We start from the raw sequence: 22,018 nt of genomic DNA, 5'->3' as shown, positions 1-22,018 counted from the left end.
TCGTCTGCAGCAGATTTTTCGGTATCTCATTCCTCGGCCGCCCCGGTGCCTGTGGGCGTCAGTTGCGTCAAGAAACACTTCCATCCTCCTGCTTCCTTGAGCACAATATTGGTGGTCCACTCATCTGCCTTAATCGGATGGCCCTGGAACAGCCCTGAATTCCGGCCACGAGTTCGAATCACGGCGATTGATCCATACCGGTCAATGCCCAGGACTTCATGACTCATGCTGTCGTGGCGAAGGCGGCCGGTTGCCACGGCATTATGAAAAGAATCGCGGGAAATCACTCCTGGCCGGTCGATGAGAATCCAGTTCGCCGTTGTGAATGATTCCATTCGACTCACGTCATTGGTGACTATTGCTTCCGCCCATCGATGGATGAAGCTCGTCAGTTCACGATCGACCCCTGGAGTCTCCTCCCTATGTCCGCTATCCATCATTAATCTCCTTCCCTCTTAGCCATGGCTCGTTAACGCGCAAGCCGTCAGCTTGTACTTGGTTCGCGCTCCGTCGTTTTTGGACCTGCAGACGTTGCACAGCGCTCTTGGAATTCGACGCCGCTAAACGGCCGCGGACCGGGGAACATACTGCAACGCGATGGCACCCGAGGAAAACTCCTTGTGGCCCACCAGCTCCAGTTCCACGTGCTGCGAGAGCCCTGCAAACAGCGCGGGCCCGTGCCCGACCACCCGCGGCTGAATTATGAATTCATATTCGTCAATCAGCCCAAATTCGGCCAGAGCCAGTGGCAACTGCACTCCCCCAACGTAGAGGCCCCTGCCGGGCTGACGCTTTAGCCCCCTGATTGCTATTTGAAGGTCCCCGGCGAGCAGTTCCGCGTTCCAGTCCACGTGTTCCAGCGTGCTGGAGACCACGTACTTTTTGGCCTGATCAATGGTTTGCGCGAAAGGTTTCGTCCACAGTGGCATTTGTGGTGCCGTCGGCGAGGCCCGCCAAGTACTCTCCATGAGTTGGTAGGTAACCCGGCCGAAGATCAGCGCGTCTGCCTTGGCAATGGTTTGGGCCGAGTGCGCGTGTAGTTCCTCGTCCGGCACCCCCACTCGGTGGTCAATGCACCCGTCTAGGGTGAGGTTGATGGAATAGCGCAGCGGCTGCCCGGCTGTCTGTTCGCTCATGACGGATGCCTCTTGACTGGCCTGTGAACGGAACCGCTTGGCGCACAGATAATCCTCAAAGCTGGAACACCCGGACGGCTATTGAACGGCAAAAGAATCCCATCACCCCTGCACCGTGTCCATAGCGGGGTGACAATTCACGGGAGTTTCCAGCCACCGCTCCGGTTGGTCAACAGCTTCCAGACGCGATTCACTCTGGCTGCGACCCCGGGCAACACGGCCCCTAGAATTCCGTGACGGCTTCAGCGGGGTCGGCTCTCGCCTTCTCCGCGAATCTCAGTTCGGCCGACAGGGACTTCCTGGAACTTCTCACCTTCTCCATCGGCTCCTGGGCGCAGATCACCAAACTTGATCCATACCCCCTAGGGGTATAGCGTCGGCATTGACAGAGGGAACAACCAGAGAAAGGTGTGGACTATGGACCACTCACAGATGGAACACCCGATGGACGGCGGACCGGCCCCGGTGGGCATCAAGGAAGCGCGGAACCCGACCTACCCGGTCGGGACAGAGGTCACCCTGACGGCGGACCACATGATGGGCATGAGCGGCGCGCAGGCAACCATCTCTGGCGCCTTCGAGACGTTTACGTATTCGGTGAACTACACGCCACTCGACGGTGGCGACGAGGTCGAAGACCACCGCTGGGTAGTGCAGGAAGAGCTGGAGAATGCAGGATCCGGCCGCTTCGCGGACGGCAGCGAAGTAACCCTGCTGGCTGAGCACATGAACGGAATGCGCGGTGCGAAAGCCACCATCGCTCATTCGAGCGACGAGACGGTTTACATGGTGGATTACGAAGCAGACGGAATGAACATGACGAACCACAAGTGGGTCACGGAAAGTGAGATCCAACCTGCCCAGTAGGCGCAACCTCGTGAATTGGCTTAAAGACGCCGCGTGTCACACATCAGCGCAGCTGCGTCGGCCGCCCCTTTGGGCGGCCGACGCGGCTTTGCCCTCGGCCCCTATTCGGCGGCAGTGGCGGGATATGTCACCTCGGGCTCCCTGCCTTCAATGCGCGCGCCGGAACTGAGTTCGGCGTCCTTCACCTCGCCAGGTCCCATGATGTGGTGCACCGGGAACTTGCGGGCCAGCAGGTGGTCCGCGATGATGCGCCGATGGCAGCGCCACCAGACGGCTTCGGAACACATCACCGCCGGGATCTGCTCCTTGGACAGTTCAGCCAACTCCCCCAGGCCTTGGTTAAAGTCCTCACCCAACGCGTAATCGGCGTAATTGTGGAAACTGCGGTTCTGCCACCAGGCGTTGGTTTCAAATGGCACAGTCCGGCTCACGGGTCGGCGGCCGGTGAGCGACTGCATCCAGCGATAGTCGATTCCGGCGTCGGCGAGCGCGGACTGCAGTTCATCTTGGTTGTATTGCGGGTAGCGGTTGGAGCCGGGCAGGCGGCGCACGTCCACGAGGACTGTGACGTGTTGTTCCTTGAGCATTGCCAGGAATTCGTCGATGTCGTGGGTTGAGTGACCGATGGTGTAGACCGTTGCCTTACTCACTGCCCGCTACTCACTTCTCCAGCTTGCGTAGGGCGCTGCCCTTGTGCGCGGCAATGTGGTCTGTTTTGTCGCTCTTGATTTCATACTGGGGCTCGTCGTCACTGGCGCGGCGGTTGTGCCCCTTGTAGGTGAAGTCGCTGGTGTGGACCTTGGTGATCTTGCCGGTGACGCGTCCCGCCTCGGAGTTCCAGGACACGTGGTCTCCGACGGAGAATTTGTGGCTCATGACGCTTCCTTTCTAAAGATCGTGCTTCTGACCGTAGCGTAACGCCGTGCGGCCTGCGGTTCCAGCGACTGGGCGTCCGCTAGATGGATCACTGGTCTTGACGGCTCTCGGCGAGCGCTGCGTTACCGTGTGCGATTTAGGCCAGCGGGAGCAGGGGGGATCCTTCGATTAGAACACGTATTCGAATCGGTGTTTTGGTGTTGTTGCATTCCCCGTCCTTCCAAGAGCGTATTTCGAATATCTGCGCCATCTGTTCGCCCTGACGCGGGGCTATCGCAAAAACGCGCACGGTGCGACACTGGGGTTATGGACACCGCGCATTGCCCCAGCCCCTCTTGGGCCGTGCTGCGTGATGCGCGGCGAGTGCCGGATTAGCTCTCTTCCCCAGCCCCCTTTACCCGCTCCGCACTGAAAGTCCTTGCGCCCATGACTGGCCCCTCCGCTCCCCTGCCGGCTCTATTGCCATCCCGTCACACTGCGATGCGCGAAGGCGTGCAAAGACTGCAGGAGGGCAAAACGGTCTTTGTGATCGGCAAGCCCGGCAGTGGGCGCACCACTTTCGCCTTGCGTCTGCTGCGGGCGCTGGGACAGAAGTTCTATTGGATTACCGGCGCTTCTGGCTTGGCCCATGTTGAGTTCGCTGTCCTGTCCAGCCTGTGTTCGCAGATCCCGCAGACGCGGGAAGCGGCGGGGCATCCGATGCGAATGATTGCCGCCATCACCGGGTTCTCTTCCCACTCACCCATGTGGATCCTGCTGGATCGAGCCGAGCAGGTCGATGAGCAAAGCGCCGCCGTCCTTGCACAACTGGCCCTCTCGGGTCAGGTGCACCTGGTGGTGGCGACCACCCAACTGCGTCAGCTGCCCATTTGCCTGGCCCAATTGGCCAGCATGCACAGCTCCTGGCGGCTGGAGATGGCACCAATGAATCGTGAGGACGCACGGTTCCTCACCGAGGAGGTGCTTGGCGGCCCGGTCAACGAAAGTACCGTGTGCACCTTACTGCATGTCTCTGGCGGCAAGCCCCTGCAGCTGCGTGAGTTGCTCTATGACGCGCAGGACGAGCACGCGGTGCGCTTTGTAGGCGGGTACTGGAGCCTGCACCCGGAGTGGAAACCCAATGGGACGCGGATCAGCGATCTGGTCCACGCCCGGCTGGGTGCCGAGTCCCCTCCCATGCGCGAACTGGTGGAGCGCCTGGCCATTACCGGTCAATTGCCGCTGCAGTGGGCCGGGGAGGTGCTGGGCACCGAGGTGCTGGACCGGGCCATCGATACCGGACTCGCGCGGGTCCTGGATGCCGAGCCTTCCCATGACGACTCACCCGCCACCCCCTTGGTCGACTTGACTGCCGGGATCCCGGCCGAGGCCGTTGTTGGCCTGCTGGGCCGTCACCGGCTGGGCCAGCATCTGCAGGCGCTGGGCCCGGTGATCTCGAATGGGGCGCATACCGGGGAGCTGGAAATCAACCTGGCCCTGCTGCGTCAGCGGGTCGGATGTCCGCTGCCGGCAGATGAGCTGTTGCGGCCCGTACTGCGGGCTGGGGCGAATTACCGGTATGACATCGTGGTGGCGCTGACCGAGCAACTGGGTTCCCAGGAGCAGGTGGGCGCGGAGACCCGCACCCTGTTGGCCGCCGCCCGGGCCGTGGCCCAGTTCGAGACCGGTACGGCAAATCAGGGCCTGGAGACCCTATCCCCCTGGTTGGATCAGCATGCGGCGCCAATCCGTCAGGCGGCCGCCTACATTCACCACCATGGCCCCACCCCGCAGCTGGCGTTAGACCTGCTGCAGCCGCGCCCCGGGGATCCGCCGGATGTGGAGGCCCAGCGTCTGGTGCTGCTGAGCCTGCAGGACCAGCCGGTGGACCCGGTCAGCCTGTTGGCGGCATTCGAGGACCAGCGGATCCACGCGGATCTTCGCCTGGCCTGCCTCGCCCGCTACGGACTCCTGCTGGCCTATCAGGGGCAGGCGGTACGGGCCCGAGAGCTGTTCACCCAGGTATTCGCCTCGCCGGTGTGGGCACACACCGGCGCCTGTGGCCGGCGCACCATGTTCTCGGCGCTGCACCCGGTCCTGTTGGCCGAAGGCAACGGGTCCCAGCAGCTGCGTTCGCGCATCACCCGGATCCAGGACGACTCCAGCTCCGCCCACCACCTGGACCAGCTGATTTGGAAGGGTGCCTGGAACCTGGAGACCGGCAACGCGCAGGTCGCCGCGGTGGCACTGGACCAGGCGCTGTCCCTGGCCGAGCTCAACGACCCGCTGAACGCCGCCTCAATTGTCTGGGCATTGCGCTCCCGGGCCGCCTCCCTGCTGGGGAACACCGAACAGGCACGGCACTTCCTGCAACAGGCCCGCGCAGCCCGTTTTGATGGACAGCCACTGCGCCTGGAGGCTGAACGGGCACTACTGGCGGCAGTACTGCGCAGCGAGGGCACCGCTGCGGCCCGGTACTACCTCTCACGGCTGCTCACCCAGGCCGAGGAACGCGGGCTGAAAATGCAGCAGGTGCGGCTGCTGCATGACGCCTGGCGGTTGCGGCTGACCGAGCAGACCGAACAGTTCAGTTCCCTGGCCGCCACCGTGGAAGGTACGTTGGCCACCACACTGGCCGGTTACGGCACCGCACTGGAGAACCTGGGCCCGCAGCTGGATGAGCTGATTGACAACCACGTGCGGCAAGGGCGCCTGCTGTACGCCGCGGAGCTGGCCAACCACGGCTCCGAACTGGCCCGGGCCGCCGGGAAACGGGCGCGGGCCTCCCACCTGCTCAGCCGCTGCGCCGAGATCGCCGGACCGCTGGCCAATGTGAACTCCCCGCGTCTGGGACGGGCCCGGGTGGATTCCGCCCTGCTAAGCGAACGCGAGTACGCCGCCTGCGTGCGAGCCGCCCAGGGTGAAAGCAACACGCAAATCGCCACCGCACTGTACCTCTCCCCGCGCACCGTGGAGGGCCACCTGCAGCGGGCCTACGCCAAGCTGGGAATCCGCGACCGGCGCCAGCTCATTGACCATGACGGCAGCAACCCCGACGGCTTCCAACATGGTGCGGCGCAACCGGCCCAGCCGAACCGGGCCTCGCAGGCTGTCACGAGCTACTGGGATAGCGCCACCTGAGCGGTGCCTGGCGCAGTATCCGCGCCGTTGGCCGGTTTTCGTCCAAACCCTGTCGGACAGGCCAGGTATTCGTCTACGCAGTACTACCTAAAAATTCCGAAAGCACTACTTAGTACCCCTCCAAATGTCCTTGGCACTCAATAAGCTATGGTCAATTGGCCAACGGGGCACTTGGACGCTTTGGGGGGCGTGCCATTTGGTCAATTGAGTAAGTTAGCCACGGTCTTCTCGCTCGCGTCGATGACGCGCAGAACGACTTCGGCCGATACCGGGAAAAGCCAGCATTCACAGATGCTGGCTTTTCTCGTTGCGCCGACTTTACCCCCGGATCCCTGTTCTGCGCCGACCCGCACGCGGCAGCGCGCTGTTGTTAACAAACGCCGATTTTGCTAGGAATTCGCCGCCAACGCCGTTGATGAGGCCAACAAATACCGGGCAGGACACGACTCCTCGCCTAGGGTGTATGACATGGAACACCATACTTTGGTACAACTCGCTCATGGGGATGCGGTTCCGGCCATTGGCCAGGGCACGTGGTTCATGGGAGATGATCCCGCGGCACGGGAGAAGGAAATCGCCACGCTGCGCACCGGCATTGAACTGGGCCTGTCACTGGTGGACACCGCGGAAATGTACGGCGATGGGCGCAGTGAGGACCTGGTCGGGGAAGCGATTGCGCCGGTGCGCGATGAAGTCTTCCTCGTCGACAAGGTCCTGCCCTCCAACGCCTCGCGGCAGGGCACCATCACCGCCTGCGAGCGCTCGCTGGAGCGCCTGGGCACCGACTGGATCGATCTCTACCTGCTGCACTGGCCCGGGGCGCACCCGCTGGAAGACACCGTGGAGGCCTTTGAACAGCTCAAGGACCGCGGACTGATCGGGGCCTGGGGCGTGAGCAACTTTGACCCGGAGGAACTGTCCTACCTGCCCGGGCACCCGGCGGTAAACCAGGTGCTGTACAACCCCTCCCGCCGCGGCATCGAATTCGACCTGATCCCGCAGCAGCTGTCCATGAAGCCGCCGGTGCCGGTCATGGCCTACTCGCCCCTGGAGCAGGGCGAGATGCTGTCCGACCCCACACTGAACGCCATTGCCCAGGAACTGGGGGCTAGCGTCGCCCAGGTGCTGATCGCCTGGGCGATCCGTTCGGGCAGCGTGATCGCGCTGCCCAAGGCCAGCAGCATCGAGCATGTGCGGCAAAACGCGGAGGCCGGCAGCCTGCGGCTGAACGACGAGCACCTGGCCCGCATCGACGCCGCCTTCCCGGCCCCGACCTCACCGGTGCCGCTGGAAGTCATCTAGGGACCATACATGAGACTGCACCATATCCAGCTGGCCATGCCCGCCGGGTTGGAAGACACCGCCCGCCATTTTTACGCCGAGCTGCTGGGGCTGGAGGAAGTCGAACGCCCCGCCCGGGCCCGTGACGGGCAGCTGTGGTTCTGCTGCTTCGACGACCAGGGGTTGATCACCGCCGAAATCCACCTGGAGGTCGGCGCCCCGGTGCCCGAAGGCAGCGGACACACCGGGCTGCGCCTGGCAGACCGGGAGGAGCTGGCGCTGCTGGCCCACACCCTGGAGCAGGCCGAGGTCCAGGTGGACTGGTCCGAACGGCACAGCTTCGAAGGCTACGAGCGCTTCTTCGTCCAGGACCCGTTCGGCAACCACCTGGAGCTGCTGGCCCCGGCCTACCTGTAGTGCCACCGGGGGTGACGTCCCGCTCACATTTGCCCGCCGGCGCCGCCACCCAAGTGGCCTGGGCGGGGCAGGCGTGGAATTATGGAGAAGTCAATGACTGGATCTTGGAAGGACCCGAACCAGTGCCCATCCGGCAAATCACCGTCTACGGGGAACCCGTACTTCATCAGCGCGCCGCGGAAGTGACCGTCTTCGACGACGAGTTGCGCGAGCTCGTGGCCGACATGCACACCACCATGGACGCCGCCCACGGGGTAGGCCTGGCCGCCCCGCAGATCGGCATCGGGCTGCGGATCTTCACCTACATCTACGCGGACCAGGACACCGCCCCGGAGCGCGGGGTGCTGATCAACCCGAAGCTGACCCTGTCCAAGGTTTCCCAGGCGGCCCCGGATGTGGATGAGGAGTCCGAGGGATGCCTGTCGGTGCCCGGGCTCTCCTTCCCGCTCAAGCGCGCGGACTACGCGAAGGTGGAGGGCGTGGACGAGTTCGGCAAGCCGGTCTCCTTCGAGGCCCACGGCTGGTTTGCCCGCATCATGCAGCACGAGTTCGACCACCTGGACGGGCTGCTGTACGTGGACAAGCTGGTTCCCAAGTGGGACAAGCGCTGGCTGAAGGCGAAGAAGTCGCTGGGCTGGGGCACCCCGGGCATCACCTGGCTGCCGGGCACCGACGCGGACCCGTTCGGCCACTAGGCCCACCAGGCAAACCCGGCAAGGACCGGGGTCCGTGAAGTTCGTGCTTCACGGACCCCGGTCCTTGTCATTGCGGTGGTGCCTGGGCGCCGTCCGGCAGGTCTAGTCGCGCAGCGTGATCGAGGCGACCGCGTCGCGGGCCTGGCCGGCCAGGTTCTTGGGCATCGGGGCGCTCTTGGCCGACTCCGCCGCCACCTGCTGGCCCTCGTCGCTGACCACGTAGTCGGCGAACGTCTTGACCAGTTCCAGCTGCTTGGCGTCGGTGTAGCTGGAGCACAGGATGAAGTAGGAGACCATCACCAGCGGGTAGGCGCCCTGCGCAGTGGTGGTGCGGTCCAGTGCCAGGGAGATGTCGTGCTCGCCGCGGCCCTCGACCCGTTCGGCCTCCTCCACGGCACGGGCGGCCGCCTCGCCGCTGACCTCAACAAACGTGTCCCCCGAGCCGATGGCCGCCTTGCCCAGCGAATCATCGACCAGCGAGTCATCCGCGTAGGTGATGGCGCCCTCGGTGCGGGTCACCGTGGTGACCACCCCGGAGTTGCCCTGGGCCTGTTCCACCCGGGTGCCCGAGGGCCAGGATCCGCTCGGGTCGCTCTTCCACTGCTGGGGTGAGGCCTCGTGCAGGTACTCGGTGAAGTTCTCGGTGGTGCCCGAGTCATCCGAACGCACCACCACGGTCATCGGCACGTCCGGGATCTTCACCCCCGGGTTCAGCTTGGCGATGGCCTCATCCTGCCAGCTGGTGATCTGCCCGTTGAAGATCCGTGCCACCGTGGGCGCGTCCAGGTTCAGGCTCTGCACCCCGGGCAGGTTGAAGGCCACGGTGATCGGGGAAATGTAGGCCGGGATGTTGATGGCGCCCTGCGGGCCGCAGGTGGCCCGCGACTCGGCTTCCTCCTCATCCTTCAGGTACGCGTCCGAGCCGGCGAATTCGGTGCCGCCGGCCAGCAGGCCGGCGCGCCCGGCGCCGGAGCCCACCGAGGCGTACTGCACCTGCACCTTGGGGTGCAGGGTGGAGAACCCGGTGGTCCAGGCGTTCATGGCCGCGTTCTGTGCGGTGGAGCCGCCCCCGGTGATGGTTCCGGCCAGGGAGGAGGTGTTCTGCTCGGCGGCCTTGCGCTGTTCTTCACCCAGCGGGTAGTCATTCCCGCAGCCGGTGAGCACCAGCGTGCTCAGCGCGAGCACACTGGTTACGGCCAGTGCGGGGCGGCGGTGGGTGCGGACCGGGTCAGGTGCGGACGTACCTGGCATGGGTGGAACTCCTGGGTTGGGGGAAAGTCGGCCCTCACTGTGGCCATCCTCAATCCTAGGCAACCCTGCTGGGCGTCGGCCACTTAGCCACGGCCCCTACAGCGCCGGGGAGATGCACGCCACCCCTGTTCCCGCAGTGACCTGTACGGCAGCGTTTTGGGGTCAATGACAGCGACCGCCGGAACCAGGCTTTTTCGGCCCGGTTCCGGCGGTCGCGGTGGATGCGCTGTTTTTGGCGCCTACTTCATGGACTGGACCTGCAGCACCTTGCCGTGCGGGTGGCACTGCTGAACGGCCTTTTCCTGGGCGTCGGTCAGTTCGGCCAGTTCACCGGTAATGGTCACCGGCTGGCCCACGTAGTGGGTGGTGCCATCCAGCTCAACGCCGGGGCGCTGGCGGTTCAGGACCTCGGCCTGTTCCGGCAGGAGCAGCAGGGTCGGCTCGCCCTTGTCCTTCAGGTGCAGGCAGCCGCCGTCGGCGACAATCAGCTTGCCGCTCTGCTCGGAGGCCTTCACATCCTTGAAGTCGGTGTCGGCGATGACCCCGCGCGGCTTCTCCTTGGTCAGGCTCAGCTTCGCCTCATCGGCAGCGGCAGCGGTTTCGCTGGCCGGGGCGCTGGTCTTAGTGCTGGCGCTGGCTTCGGTGCTGGGGGTCGACTCGGCCTGGGTGCTCGGCGCCGCTTCGCTGCTGGCTGCCGGGCTGGAGGGAGCCTGGGACGCGCTGGCGTCGTTGGGCTGCGCGGAGCAGGCGGTCATGCCGGCCAGGCTCAACGCGAGCACTGCCACCAGGGGAAGGATACGCTTTCGGGTGTCTGCGGCAACTGCTTTCATATTTCCGAGCCTAACAAGTACCGTCAAAAAATTGTCGCTGATCACTGGTGATTAAACGCACCACCGGGCGCCAAGTACGCAACAATGCGTTCCTGGCGCCCGGTGGTTGGGTTTGCTGCCGGTGCTACTGGGCGGCGACGGCCTCGGCCTTCAGCGCCGGAACGGCGACCGGGTGGGTGCCGGCGATGCTCTCGATCACGCGCACCACCTGGCAGGAGTAGCCGAACTCGTTGTCGTACCAGACGTAGACGACGGCGTTCTTGCCCGAGACGATGGTGGCCAGCCCGTCGACAATGCCGGCGCGGCGGGAGCCGACGAAGTCGGTGGACACCACTTCCGGGGAGTCGATGTAGTCGATCTGCTTGTGCAGGTCGCTGGTCAGCGAGGTCTCACGCAGGTACGCGTTCAGCTCGTCCTTGGTGGTCTCCTGCTCCAGGTTCAGGTTCAGGATTGCCATGGACACATCCGGGGTGGGGACGCGGATGGCGTTGCCGGTCAGCTTGCCGGCGAACTCCGGCAGCGCCTTGGCCACGGCCTTGGCGGCCCCGGTCTCGGTGATGACCATGTTCAGCGCTGCGGAGCGGCCGCGGCGCTCTCCCTTGTGGAAGTTGTCGATCAGGTTCTGGTCGTTGGTGAACGAGTGAACGGTTTCGACGTGGCCGTGCTCGACGCCGAACTTGTCGTTCAGGGCCTTGAGCACCGGGGTGATGGCGTTGGTGGTGCAGGAGGCGGCCGAGAGGATGGTGTCCTCGGCGCCGATCCACGAATCGTTGATGCCGTGCACGATGTTCTTCACATCGCCCTTGCCCGGGGCGGTGAGCAGCACGCGGGAGACGCCCTTGGCCTTCAGGTGCTGGCCCAGGCCCTCCTCGTCGCGCCAGCGGCCGGTGTTGTCCACCACGATGGCGTTGTCGATGCCGTACTCGGTGTAGTCCACCGAGGCCGGGTCATTCGAGTAGATGACCTGGATCAGGGTGCCGTTGGCCAGGATGGTGTTGTTTTCCTCGTCCACGGTGATCGAGCCGTCGAACTTGCCGTGCACCGAGTCGCGGCGCAGCAGGCTGGCGCGCTTCTGCAGGTCGTTCTCGGCGCCCTTGCGCACCACGATGGCGCGCAGGCGCAGCCCGTAGCCGCCGCGTTCAATCAGGATGCGGGCCAGCAGGCGGCCGATGCGGCCAAAGCCGTAGAGGACGACGTCCTGCGGCTCGGCGTCGGTGGCGCCGGCCTGGCCGACCTTCTCGCCTAGTTCCTCGCTCAGGAAGGACTTCAGGTCGGTGGCGCCGGATTCGGTGAACTTCTTGTTCAGGCGGCCCAGGTCAACGGACACGGCCCCCACGTTCAGCTCATCAATGGCTTCGAGGATCGGCATGGTCGCGGTCAGAGCCAGCTCTTCGCCATCAATGCGACGCACCAGGCGGTGGGCCTTGATGATGTCAATGGCGGACTGGTTGATCAGCTTGCGGCCGTAGATGGAGGTCACCACATTGTTCTTGCGGTAAAGACGTCCGATCAACGGAATCATGGCCTCGGCGAGCTCTTCGCGCCCGCTCCAATCTTCCTGGGCAACGACAGACTGCTGGGTCACAGAAAATCCCTTCCAATTTCAGCCGACTTCCGGATCCTCAAAGTCGGTTGGCACCGTGAGAAGCACCATTGCATTTACGGTGGCACGGGGTTTCAGGATCATTCCCCGTTGAATACACATCCATCATAAACGTTTGGTGAACCGGTGCGGAATGTGACCCTGTGAGACCTGTCACCCAGCCGGAGGGCAGCGCTCGGAAAAAACCGCATCAGGGTGGAGGCAGGAGGATGGTGAATGGGATGACCGATACGCCGGGTTCTGTTCCGCCTGCATGAGGCGGCGACGACCATCTATCTACGGCTGCCGTTGCCGACAGCCTCTAGCGGTCCACCCAACTGCTGGGGCGAACAGCCCTCATGACGCAGTCTGTCTGACCTTGCTCCGAGTGGGGTTTACCTAGCCGTCCCGGTCACCCGGGACGCTGGTGGTCTCTTACACCACCCTTTCACCCTTACCAGGAAGACCTGGCGGTTTACTTTCTGTGGCACTGGCCTGCGGGTTACCCCGAGTGGGCGTTACCCACCACCCTGTTCTGTGGAGCCCGGACGTTCCTCGGGCCGCTGATGCGGCACGCGGTCGCCTGGTCATCCCATTCGCCCTTCATTCTACGCGCTGCCCCGGCAACGACGGCAATCAGCCGGTTGCCGAAAGGGATCATGGCGCTTGCAGGATGCCTTCACCCGATGGGCGTTGGGGCGTGGACTGCTAGTACGCTGGAAGGCGTGCTGATTCTGTTGCCCCCTTCCGAAGGTAAGACCGCCCACGCGAGCGGTGACCCATTTGAGATGTCCGCGCTCTCCTTCCCCCAGCTGGGCGAGGCGCGCGGTGAGGTGCTGGCGGCGCTGCGCACGGTGTCGGCCGCCGAGGACGCCATGCAGGTGCTGGGCGTCGGGGCATCGCTGGCCGAGGAAGTGGCACGCAACATCACCCTGCACCGTGAACCGGCGGCGCAGGCCCATGACGTGTACTCCGGCGTGCTCTTCGAGGCCCTGGGGTATTCCACGCTGGATGCCGCCGCGCAGCGGCGGGCCGATGAGTCCATCGTGGTGGTCTCTGCGCTGTGGGGTGCCGTGGGTTTCGCCGACCGGATCCCGCCCTACCGGCTCTCGATGGGCGTGAAGCTCGAGCCGGTGGGCAAGCTGGCCAGCTGGTGGAAAAAGCGCCTGACCCCGGTGCTGGACGCGCACGCTGGGGATCAGCTGATCGTGGATGCGCGCTCGAGCACCTACGCTGCCGCCTATAAGCCGTCCAACGGCAACAGCGTGGCGGTCAACGTTTTCCAGCTGCGCAACGGGACGCCGAAGGTAGTGTCGCACTTCGCCAAGCACACCCGCGGTGAGGTCGCCCGCTTCCTGGTGGAACAGGAAAGCGAGCCGGCCAACGCGCAGGAGCTGCTGGATTTGGCGAACACCCGGTGGGACGCGACCCTATCGGAGGACAAGAAGGGGCTGGCCCTGAACATCGTGCTGGCCGAGGACCACCAGTTCACGTCCCCGGCGAAGGCGACCGCCGGGGTGTAGCCCGGCCGAACTACTGCAGCTCGTCGGAATCGCTGGGACGCACGGCATCCCGCCGAATGGGTTCAGGCTCCGCACCCGCCTCATGAGTCGACTGCTTGTCGGTGGCCTCCTGGCGCCCCATCCAGTGCAGCGCCACTCCGATCGCGGTCAGCGTGGCGCCAAACGGGGTCAGGAACGACTGGGCGAACAAGAGGATCGCGCCCAACGTGTAGGTGATCAGCGGGTCATTGCTGTTCGGGCCAATGTTAAGCGCAACCGGCTGGAAGATGACCGGGGCAATGACGCTAAGCAGGATCCCGAGCACCACGGCCCCCAGTCCCACGACGATGAGCTTCTTGTGGATTGCCTTCATCGTTGAATGCCCCCTGCCGGTGCGTTCATTCGGCACCGCCTGCGTGCGGCGCCGAATTTCGTTGACCTTCAACCTAGGCCACTTGGCGCCGTCTGACAAGGGATGTTTCCCTGTTCGGGCGCTGTTTGGCTTCCATGGCCATGCCGCCGCCCAGCGGGCATCTACTGCGGGTCCTGTGCCACGAGTTCGACTTCGAAGCCCTCCGCGTCCTCCAGATAGGCGGCGCGGTGCTCGCTGCCACCGGCGAACGGGTGCCGGTCGGCGAAGAGCAGCGTGAATCCGTGTTTCAGCGCATCCTCGGTGACCTGATCGAACTCGGCGGCCGAAACGCTCAACGCCAGATGGTTCATCCCCGCAGCGCACCGCTGGTGCCGGCCGGGAAGCACGTCCGGCCCGGACTCCACCACGATGTAGAACCCGTCCCGGCCGTAGCTCACCCCGTGCGCCCACTCGTCCAGCACGGTGCAGCCCAGTCGCTGCAGCAGCCATCCCAGGCTGGCCGTTGACTGCTGAAGGTCCGCGACCCACAACTCCAGGTGATGCAGCACGGGTGCTCCAGCTCGTCGAGGGAAAGGGAATCAGGGGTTTCGAAAAGCTTGCCACACCCTACGGCGTGAGCACGAAGTCCCACGGGTCGGTGTTGATTTGGGAGACTTCCACCTCGATGGCAAAGCCCAGGTCCCGTAACACGTTCTGCAAGGCGCGGGCCGCGGCGGAGAGCCACACCCACTCCGAGGCGAAGTGGGAGACGTCAACCAGGTAGGGATGCGAATCCCCGGCCGCTTCGCGGGCCTCGCTGGCCGGGTGGTGACGCAAATCGGCGGTGACGTACACGTCGGCGTCATGGGAGCGCACCGCTTCGAACAGCGAGTCCCCGGCTCCGCCGCACAGCGCGATCTTGCGCACGATGGCGTTGCGGTCCCCGGCCACCCGCACCCCGCCGGCCACGGCCGGCAGCACGGTGTAGACCCGTTCGGCGAAGTCCTGCAGGGTCATGGTCTTTTCCAGGTAGCCGACCCGGCCGAGGCCCTCCTCGGGCAGCCCGTCCTTCGAGACGACCAGCGGCACGCAGTCGCTGAGCCCAAACGCGTCGGCCAGGGCGTCGTTCACTCCCCCGATGGCGCTGTCCGCGTTGGTGTGGGCGGTCAGCAGCGCACACCCGGATTCGATCAGCCGGGTGATGGCCTCGCCCTTGAAGCTGGTGCCGGCGACCTGGTTGACCGGCTTGAGCAGCAGCGGGTGGTGGGTGATCAGCAGGTCCGCGCCGCGCTCGATCGCGTCCTCGATGACCTGAAGGGTGGGATCCACCGCGAAGACGACCTTCTTGACGCTGGCGGTGGTGCGCCCGGCGACCAGGCCCACGGCGTCCCAGTCCTCGGCCAGCGACTGCGGCCACAGCTCCTCGGCGGCCTCCAGCACGGTGCCCACGCTGGGCACGGCAGACTCGGCGCCCGCGGCTGCCGCACCGCCGGCCACGGCCGGGGATTCGGGGTTCTTCGCAGCCTGATCCTGCTTTGTTGCCTCGGTCTTGCGCGCATCGCCGACCGGGTTGTTCACCTTGCTCTGCATACCTCTAGCCTACGCGGTGGGCCGGGAACGGGAACAGAATGCAACGCCGTGGTGTTGGCTATGGATGTGAGTTCACAAACCAAAACCCAAGCCCATCATTTCGAGCCGACCAGTGAGATTGATGGCCGTACGCTGCGCACCTTCGTGCTGGCCGGCGGCTGCTTCTGGTGTCTTGACGCCGTCTACCAGCGCACCCGCGGGGTGCATTCGGTGATCTCCGGCTACACCGGCGGGAACACCTCCCACCCGGACTACCACCAGGTGTGCACCGGGATGACCGGTCACGCCGAGGCCGTGGCGGTGACCTTCGACGAGTCCGTGGTGCCGGCCGAGGTCATCCTGGACATGTTCTTCACCCTGCACGACCCGACCACCCTGAATCGGCAGGGCTACGATGTGGGCACCCAGTACCGCAGCGCCATGTTCCCGCTGGATGACGCCCAGCGCCAGGACTATGAGCGGGCGATCGCGAAGTTCGCCGAGCTCTACCCGGATCCTATCGTGACCACCATGGAGCAGCCGGCCGACTTCTGGGTGGCCGAGGACATCCACCAGGACTATTACACCCAGTACTCGCAGGCCGGGTATTGCCGGGTCATAATCGACCCAAAGCTGGCAAAGGTAAAGAAATATTACGGTTCGTGGCTTAACAACGAGTCGTAATTGGCGCGAGAACTACCCTAGAGAGGGAAAGCTTTTCTCGGCACCGTGCCCTTGAGCGCAAGGGGCGGGCCGAAGCACAACTCGTTCTTCCGGATCCGTGCGCGGGCCCGGAGCAAGCTAGCGATCACAGCCAACCGATACAGTGAAGGAACCAACACGATGGGCAAAATCTACAACAACGTCACCGAGGTCGTCGGCGGAACCCCGCTGGTGAAGCTCAACCGGCTGGATGAGGGGCTGCCGGGCAACGTTGCGGTGAAGCTGGAGTTCTACAACCCGGCCAACTCGGTCAAGGACCGCATCGGTGTGGCGATTGTGGACGCCGCCGAGGCCTCGGGCGCGCTGAAGCCCGGGGGCACCATCGTGGAGGGCACCTCCGGGAACACCGGCATCGCCCTGGCCATGGTCGGCGCGGCCCGCGGCTACAAGGTGGTGCTGACCATGCCCGAGACCATGAGCACCGAGCGCCGCGTGATGCTGCGCGCCTTCGGCGCCGAGATCGTGCTCACCCCGGGCGCCGACGGCATGCGCGGCGCGGTGGAGAAGGCCAAGGAGATCGTGGCCACCACCGAGAACGCGATCTGGGCCCAGCAGTTCGCCAATGAGGCCAACCCGAAGATCCACCACGACACCACCGGCCCGGAAATCTGGGAAGACACCGAGGGCAAGGTGGACGTGCTGGTTTCCGGCATCGGCACCGGCGGCACCATCACCGGCGCCGGACGCTACCTGAAGGAAAAGAACGCCGAGGTGAAGATCGTGGCGGTGGAGCCCAAGGACTCCCCGATCCTCAACGGCGGCAAGCCCGGCCCGCACAAGATCCAGGGCCTGGGCGCAAACTTCATCCCCGAGGTGCTGGACACCGAACTGTACGACGAGGTGCTGGACGCCCCGATCGAGGAATCGGTCTCCGTGGCCCGCGCGCTGGGCGTGAAGGAAGGGATCCTGGGCGGCATCTCCGCCGGCGCCGCCGTGTGGGGCGCCCTGCAGGTGGCCGCCCGTGAGGAGAACGCCGGCAAGCTGATCGTGGCGGTGGTCCCGGACTTCGGCGAACGCTACATCTCGACCCTGCTCTTTGACGACATCCGCGGCTAGTTTCCGCGGATTGTGATGGCTGGCGAATAAATCGGCGTGCCGTGCGGTTGGACTGGATAGACCCGCCCCGGCGCGCCGATTTGTCGTGTGACCTCCCGTAATGGGACCCACGATGGCACGTCGCCAGCCCTTGACCCCTAAGGTGAACACATGAGTTTTATCTCCCGGCTACGGGAAGACCTGGCCACTGCCCGCACCCACGACCCGGCCACGCGCAGCGACACCGAGAACTTCTTCGCCGCCTCGGGGCTGCACGCGATCTGGATGCACCGGATCGCGCACCGGATGTGGCAGAACCCGTCCCTGCGCTTTGCCGCGCGGATGCTCTCGCAGCTGAACCGGGCAGTCACCGGCATTGAGATCCACCCCGGAGCCACGATCGGGCGGCGCTTCTTCATCGACCACGGCATGGGGGTGGTGATCGGTGAAACCGCCGAGGTGGGCGACGATGTGATGCTCTACCACGGGGTGACCCTGGGCGGGCGTTCACTGGCCAAGGTCAAGCGCCACCCGACCATCGGCAACCGGGTGGTGGTCGGGGCCGGGGCGAAGATCCTGGGCCCGATCGTGATCGGGGACGATTCGGCGGTGGGCGCCAACGCCGTGGTGGTCAAGGACGCCCCGGCCGGTTCGATTGTCACCGGCATCCCGGCGCGCAACCGCCCGCGTTCCCCGGAGGAGCGCAAGCCGGCGGTGGACCCGGCCGAGTACATTGACCCTGCCATGTGGATTTAGCTCCCTACCCGCCCCAGGGGCCCGCAGCACCGTCCCGGTGCCGCGGGCCCCTGCCTGCGTTACGGCCCCTGGTCAGCAACACCGGTGGCAGACGGGCAGGAATCAAGAAGTCGACGGGCCCGACGATTCAGTAAGCTGAAGTCCATGAGCCAGCATGCAGCAGACACCCATGACATGATCCGTGTGCGCCAGGCGCGGGAGAACAACCTGCAGGGCGTGGACGCCGACATTCCCAAGCGCCGGATCACCGCCTTCACCGGGGTCTCCGGCTCGGGCAAGTCCTCCCTGGTCTTCGGCACCATCGCCGCCGAATCGCAGCGGCTGATCAACGAAACCTATACCGCGTTCATCCAGACGTTCATGCCCTCCATGCCCCGCCCGGACGTGGAGGTGCTGCAGAACCTGACCGCGGCGATCGTGGTGGACCAGGAACGCATGGGCGCCAACTCCCGCTCCACGGTGGGCACCGCCACCGACGCCTACTCGCTGCTGCGCGTGCTCTACTCCCGCTACTCCACTCCCAGCGCCGGCGGGGCCGGGGCGTACTCCTTCAACCTGGGCGAGGGGGCGTGCAGCGCCTGCGAGGGGTTCGGCACCGAGGCGAGCATTGACCTGGACGAGCTGCTGGACTGGGACAAGACCCTGAACGAGGGGGCGATCAACGCCCCGAACTTCGCCCCCGGCGCCTGGCTGTGGCAGACCCTGACCGCCGGCACCGAGGCGGACCTGGATGTGAAGCTCAAGGACATGCCCGCACCGATGCTGGAGCGGCTGCTCTACGAGGAGCCGGGCAAGGTGAAGCTGAACGGGGCGAACATGAGCTACTCCGGGCTGATCACCCGGATCAAGAACAACTACATCCACTCCGGGCGGGAGATCAAGCAGGCGCACATCCGCGATTGGATCGCGCGGATCTCCACCACCGCCGCGTGCAGTGTCTGCGGCGGTGCCCGGCTGGGTGAAAAGGCCCGGGCCTCGAAGATCGACGGGTACGGGATCGCGCAGCTAAGCGCCCTGCAGGTCTCGGATTTGATCCCGGTCCTGGATCAGCTGCAGATCCCCGACGCCGCTCCCCTGCTGGGCAACCTGAAGGCCGTGCTGCAATCCATGGTGCAGATCGGGTTGGGCTACATCTCCCTGGACCGTCCCGCCGGCACCCTGTCCGGCGGGGAGGCGCAGCGGGTGAAGATGATCCGCCATCTGGGCAGTGCCCTGTCCGATGTCACCTACGTCTTTGATGAACCCACGGTGGGCCTGCACCCGCACGACATCCAGCGGATGAACCACCTGCTGGCGGACCTGCGCGACAAGGGCAACACGGTGCTGGTGGTGGAGCACAAGCCGGAGGTCATCAAGATCGCCGACCACGTCATCGACCTGGGCCCGGGGGCCGGCATCCACGGCGGGCAGGTCACCTACGCCGGGGATGTGCCCGGGCTGCTGGCCAGCGACACCCTCACCGGCCAGCACTTCTCCGCCACCGTGCCGCTGAAGCAGCAGGTGCGCCCGGGCCGGGACCCGCTGCAGATCCGCGGGGCGAACACCCACAACCTGAAGAACGTGGACGTGGACATCCCCCGCGGGGTGCTGTGCGCGGTGACCGGGGTCGCCGGGTCCGGCAAGTCCACATTGATCCACACCACGATTTCCAAGCGCGAGGACGTGGCGGTGGTGGACCAGTCAGCGATCCGCGGCTCCCGGCGTTCGAACCCGGCCACCTACACCGGGGTGCTGGATCCGATCCGTGCCGCATTCGCCAAGGCCAACGACGTCAAGGCCGCGCTGTTCAGCGCGAACTCCGAGGGCGCCTGCCCGAACTGCAACGGGGTGGGCTACACCTACACCGACCTGGTCTCCATGGCCGGGGTGCCGCTGCTGTGCGAGGTCTGCGAGGGCAAGCGCTACACCGCCCAGGTGCTGGACTACCGGCTGGACGGGCTGAACATCACCGAGGTGCTCGAGCTGAGCATCGAACAGGCCCATCAGCAGCTGAAGGTCCCCAAGGCCAAGGCCATGCTGCAACGGCTGAAACAGGTGGGCTTGGGCTACCTGAAGCTCGGCCAGCCGCTGAACACGCTCTCCGGCGGGGAACGCCAACGCCTGAAGCTGGCCATCAACCTGGGCAAGGGGGCCGGCACCTATGTGCTGGATGAACCCACCACCGGGCTGCACATGGCGGACGTGGACAAGCTGCTGGCCCTGCTGGATCAGATGGTGGACGAGGGCAACACGGTCATCGTGATCGAACACCACCTGGCCGTCATCGCCCACGCCGACTGGGTCATCGACCTGGGCCCCGGCGCCGGGCACGAGGGCGGAAGCATTGTCTTTGAAGGCACCCCGCGCCAGCTGACCGAAGCGGAAACCCTCACCGGTGAGCACCTGGCCCGCTACGTGGGCAGCTGAGCATGGACTTCACGCTGCGCACCCCGGCCCCTGACGATGCGGCCGAGCTGGCGGCACTGCACGTGACCACCTGGAAACAGGCCTACGGGCACCTGCTGCCCAGCGGCTTCTTCACCCAGGCCCACGCCGAGGGGCGGCGCGCCCTGTGGGACCGCCTGCTCGCCGATGAGGACCCCGCCCTGCGCCGCGTGGTGGCCGAACGCCAGGGACGCATTGTGGGATTCGCGCTCGCCGGGACCCCGCTGCCGGCCGAGGGGTCCGATCCCGTGCGGGGGCTGCAATTGTTCAGCCTCTATGTGCTGGCCAGCGAATACCGGCAGGGTGTGGGCCGGGAGCTGCTCGAGGCGGCCCTGGGCAGCGAACCGGCCCTGTTGTGGGTGGCCGATGAGAACGCGCGGGCGATCGCGTTCTATCGCAAGCACGGCTTCGAACTGGACGGCGTGGGGATCCAGGATCCCCACATCCCGGGGATCACCGATCTGCGGATGGTGCGCTAGAAAACGGTTAACCACCAAAGGTGGGGGAACCGGCCTAAGAGACCCGGCTCCCCCACCTTTGCTCGGCGCCCGAACGCTGGCGGGAGGGGTGGCTAGATGCGCACCAGCATCTTGCCGATGTTCGCGCCCTTCATCATGTTCACGAAGGCATCCACGGTGTTCTCGATGTCGTCCACGATGGTCTCGTCGTAGACGATCTTCCCGTCGGCGAACCACTGGCTCATCTGTTCGTTGAAGTCACCGGCGGCGTACAGGTAGTTGCCCAGGGTGAAGCCCTGCATCTTCAGTCCGCGGGTGACCATGTTTGACATGTTCTTCGGTCCCGCGGGCGCCTCGGTGGAGTTGTAGCTGGAAATCGCGCCGCACAGCGCGGCCCGTCCCCCGTCGTTGAATTGGGCCAGTGCCGCCTCCAGGTGCTCGCCCCCGACGTTGTCGTAGAACACGTCGATGCCTTCCGGGGCGGCCTCGGCCAGCTGGCCGCGGACATCCCCGTCCTTGTAGTTGAAGGCCGCGTCGTAGCCGTACTTTTCGGTCAGCAGCTTGATCTTCTCGGGGCTGCCGGCCGAACCGATGACCCGCTTGGCGCCCATCAGCTTGGCGATTTGTCCGGCGGCGGTGCCCACCGCGCCGGCGGCGCCGGAGATGAATACGGTCTCGCCTTCCTTCAGCCCGGCGATCTCCTTCAGGCCCACGAAGGCGGTCATCCCGGTCATGCCCAGGATGTGCAGTCGCACCGAGTTCGGCACCCCGTCGATCTCGGGCACCTTCTTGAAGGTCTTCGCGTCGGCCTGGATGCCGTCGGACCAGCCGTGCTGGTGGGTGACCAGGCTGCCCTCGGGCAGTTCATCGGAGGTGGATTCAACGACCCGGCCCACGGCCCCGCCGGTGATGCGCTCGCCCACCTCGTAGGGGGCCACGTAGGAGCGGGCATTGCTCATGCGCCCACGCATATAGGGGTCCACGGAGATGAACTCGTTGCGCACGCGCACCTGGTTCTCCCCCAGGGGCGGATTCTCGACGGTGGCGAAGTCAAAGTTCTCTTCACTGGGCCAGCCGGTGGGGCGGGAGGCAAGACGGATTTCGGTGGTCTTGAAGTCGGTCATGGGATGGTGAACCTTTCGTC

General features: G+C 65.3%; 21 protein-coding genes, 1 other RNA gene and 1 pseudogene. 11 read left to right on the top strand and 12 right to left on the bottom strand.

Going from position 1 to position 22,018, the window contains the following annotated elements:
- Window positions 1-26: 26 nt before the first annotated feature.
- Together AC6I21_RS07205 and AC6I21_RS07200 are read right to left on the bottom strand one after the other, a co-directional pair.
- Entirely contained in the window at window positions 27-440 is a 414-nt protein-coding gene (locus tag AC6I21_RS07205; protein WP_497763349.1) for a nuclear transport factor 2 family protein, read from the bottom strand.
- A 120-nt stretch (window positions 441-560) separates the two neighbouring features.
- Window positions 561-1,136 (bottom strand): dihydrofolate reductase family protein, encoded by a 576-nt coding sequence (locus AC6I21_RS07200; RefSeq protein ID WP_497763348.1) that lies wholly within the window; start codon window positions 1,134-1,136, stop codon window positions 561-563.
- A gap of 423 nt (window positions 1,137-1,559) precedes the next feature.
- Here AC6I21_RS07200 and AC6I21_RS07195 point away from each other — a divergent pair.
- A pseudogene (locus AC6I21_RS07195) lies at window positions 1,560-2,003 on the top strand (YdhK family protein); the annotation flags it as partial.
- Window positions 2,004-2,104: 101 nt separating this feature from the next.
- Here AC6I21_RS07195 and AC6I21_RS07190 read toward each other — a convergent pair.
- Window positions 2,105-2,653, bottom strand: coding sequence for a DUF488 domain-containing protein (locus AC6I21_RS07190; protein WP_346922039.1), 549 nt, complete (start codon window positions 2,651-2,653; stop codon window positions 2,105-2,107).
- Between the two features lie 10 nt (window positions 2,654-2,663).
- Complete coding sequence (locus AC6I21_RS07185) at window positions 2,664-2,879, bottom strand: HVA1 family protein (protein ID WP_054820942.1); 216 nt, start codon at window positions 2,877-2,879, stop codon at window positions 2,664-2,666.
- 492 nt (window positions 2,880-3,371) lie between these two features.
- Here AC6I21_RS07185 and AC6I21_RS07180 point away from each other — a divergent pair, with 492 nt between their 5' ends.
- From AC6I21_RS07180 to def, 4 genes are all read left to right on the top strand, one after another.
- Window positions 3,372-5,999 (top strand): LuxR C-terminal-related transcriptional regulator, encoded by a 2,628-nt coding sequence (locus AC6I21_RS07180; protein ID WP_497763347.1) that lies wholly within the window; start codon window positions 3,372-3,374, stop codon window positions 5,997-5,999.
- A 468-nt stretch (window positions 6,000-6,467) separates the two neighbouring features.
- Window positions 6,468-7,301, top strand: coding sequence for an aldo/keto reductase (locus tag AC6I21_RS07175; protein ID WP_497763346.1), 834 nt, complete (start codon window positions 6,468-6,470; stop codon window positions 7,299-7,301).
- A gap of 9 nt (window positions 7,302-7,310) precedes the next feature.
- On the top strand, window positions 7,311-7,697 hold the full coding sequence (locus AC6I21_RS07170) for a VOC family protein (protein ID WP_497763345.1): 387 nt from the start codon (window positions 7,311-7,313) through the stop codon (window positions 7,695-7,697).
- Between the two features lie 122 nt (window positions 7,698-7,819).
- Complete coding sequence (def, locus tag AC6I21_RS07165) at window positions 7,820-8,392, top strand: peptide deformylase (protein ID WP_343832981.1); 573 nt, start codon at window positions 7,820-7,822, stop codon at window positions 8,390-8,392.
- A 102-nt stretch (window positions 8,393-8,494) separates the two neighbouring features.
- Here def and pstS read toward each other — a convergent pair whose 3' ends face one another.
- From pstS to rnpB, 4 genes are all read right to left on the bottom strand, one after another.
- Window positions 8,495-9,643: a phosphate ABC transporter substrate-binding protein PstS gene (gene pstS, locus AC6I21_RS07160; RefSeq protein ID WP_497763344.1), complete on the bottom strand. Its 1,149-nt coding sequence runs from the start codon at window positions 9,641-9,643 to the stop codon at window positions 8,495-8,497.
- Window positions 9,644-9,882: 239 nt separating this feature from the next.
- Entirely contained in the window at window positions 9,883-10,473 is a 591-nt protein-coding gene (locus tag AC6I21_RS07155) for a hypothetical protein (RefSeq protein ID WP_497763343.1), read from the bottom strand.
- Between the two features lie 124 nt (window positions 10,474-10,597).
- Entirely contained in the window at window positions 10,598-12,058 is a 1,461-nt protein-coding gene (locus tag AC6I21_RS07150; RefSeq protein WP_138173856.1) for a glyceraldehyde-3-phosphate dehydrogenase, read from the bottom strand.
- Between the two features lie 231 nt (window positions 12,059-12,289).
- An RNA gene (gene rnpB, locus AC6I21_RS07145) (RNase P RNA component class A) lies at window positions 12,290-12,650 on the bottom strand.
- A gap of 142 nt (window positions 12,651-12,792) precedes the next feature.
- Here rnpB and AC6I21_RS07140 point away from each other — a divergent pair.
- Window positions 12,793-13,578: a YaaA family protein gene (locus tag AC6I21_RS07140; protein ID WP_497763342.1), complete on the top strand. Its 786-nt coding sequence runs from the start codon at window positions 12,793-12,795 to the stop codon at window positions 13,576-13,578.
- Window positions 13,579-13,588: 10 nt separating this feature from the next.
- On the opposite strand, the gene AC6I21_RS07135 is transcribed toward AC6I21_RS07140, so the two are convergent.
- The 3 genes from AC6I21_RS07135 to AC6I21_RS07125 all read right to left on the bottom strand — a co-directional run bounded on the left by AC6I21_RS07135 (window position 13,589) and on the right by AC6I21_RS07125 (window position 15,499).
- Complete coding sequence (locus AC6I21_RS07135) at window positions 13,589-13,930, bottom strand: hypothetical protein (protein ID WP_346922090.1); 342 nt, start codon at window positions 13,928-13,930, stop codon at window positions 13,589-13,591.
- A gap of 161 nt (window positions 13,931-14,091) precedes the next feature.
- On the bottom strand, window positions 14,092-14,478 hold the full coding sequence (locus AC6I21_RS07130) for a VOC family protein (RefSeq protein WP_497763341.1): 387 nt from the start codon (window positions 14,476-14,478) through the stop codon (window positions 14,092-14,094).
- Between the two features lie 58 nt (window positions 14,479-14,536).
- On the bottom strand, window positions 14,537-15,499 hold the full coding sequence (locus AC6I21_RS07125) for a Nif3-like dinuclear metal center hexameric protein (RefSeq protein WP_497763340.1): 963 nt from the start codon (window positions 15,497-15,499) through the stop codon (window positions 14,537-14,539).
- 132 nt (window positions 15,500-15,631) lie between these two features.
- Here AC6I21_RS07125 and msrA point away from each other — a divergent pair, with 132 nt between their 5' ends.
- The 5 genes from msrA to AC6I21_RS07100 all read left to right on the top strand — a co-directional run bounded on the left by msrA (window position 15,632) and on the right by AC6I21_RS07100 (window position 20,895).
- Entirely contained in the window at window positions 15,632-16,162 is a 531-nt protein-coding gene (gene msrA, locus AC6I21_RS07120) for a peptide-methionine (S)-S-oxide reductase MsrA (protein ID WP_497763407.1), read from the top strand.
- Between the two features lie 159 nt (window positions 16,163-16,321).
- Complete coding sequence (gene cysK / locus AC6I21_RS07115) at window positions 16,322-17,257, top strand: cysteine synthase A (RefSeq protein WP_138926182.1); 936 nt, start codon at window positions 16,322-16,324, stop codon at window positions 17,255-17,257.
- 150 nt (window positions 17,258-17,407) lie between these two features.
- Window positions 17,408-17,992, top strand: a complete 585-nt coding sequence (gene epsC, locus AC6I21_RS07110) for a serine O-acetyltransferase EpsC (RefSeq protein ID WP_138173846.1) — start codon at window positions 17,408-17,410, stop codon at window positions 17,990-17,992.
- Between the two features lie 144 nt (window positions 17,993-18,136).
- Complete coding sequence (locus AC6I21_RS07105; protein WP_497763339.1) at window positions 18,137-20,398, top strand: ATP-binding cassette domain-containing protein; 2,262 nt, start codon at window positions 18,137-18,139, stop codon at window positions 20,396-20,398.
- A 2-nt stretch (window positions 20,399-20,400) separates the two neighbouring features.
- Window positions 20,401-20,895: a GNAT family N-acetyltransferase gene (locus AC6I21_RS07100; protein WP_497763338.1), complete on the top strand. Its 495-nt coding sequence runs from the start codon at window positions 20,401-20,403 to the stop codon at window positions 20,893-20,895.
- Between the two features lie 92 nt (window positions 20,896-20,987).
- Here AC6I21_RS07100 and AC6I21_RS07095 read toward each other — a convergent pair whose 3' ends face one another.
- On the bottom strand, window positions 20,988-21,998 hold the full coding sequence (locus tag AC6I21_RS07095; RefSeq protein WP_497763337.1) for an NADP-dependent oxidoreductase: 1,011 nt from the start codon (window positions 21,996-21,998) through the stop codon (window positions 20,988-20,990).
- Window positions 21,999-22,018 lie beyond the last annotated feature (20 nt).

This window comes from Glutamicibacter sp. St.4D3 (genome assembly GCF_059728615.1).
This window is presented reverse-complemented; position numbering and strand designations above follow the sequence as displayed.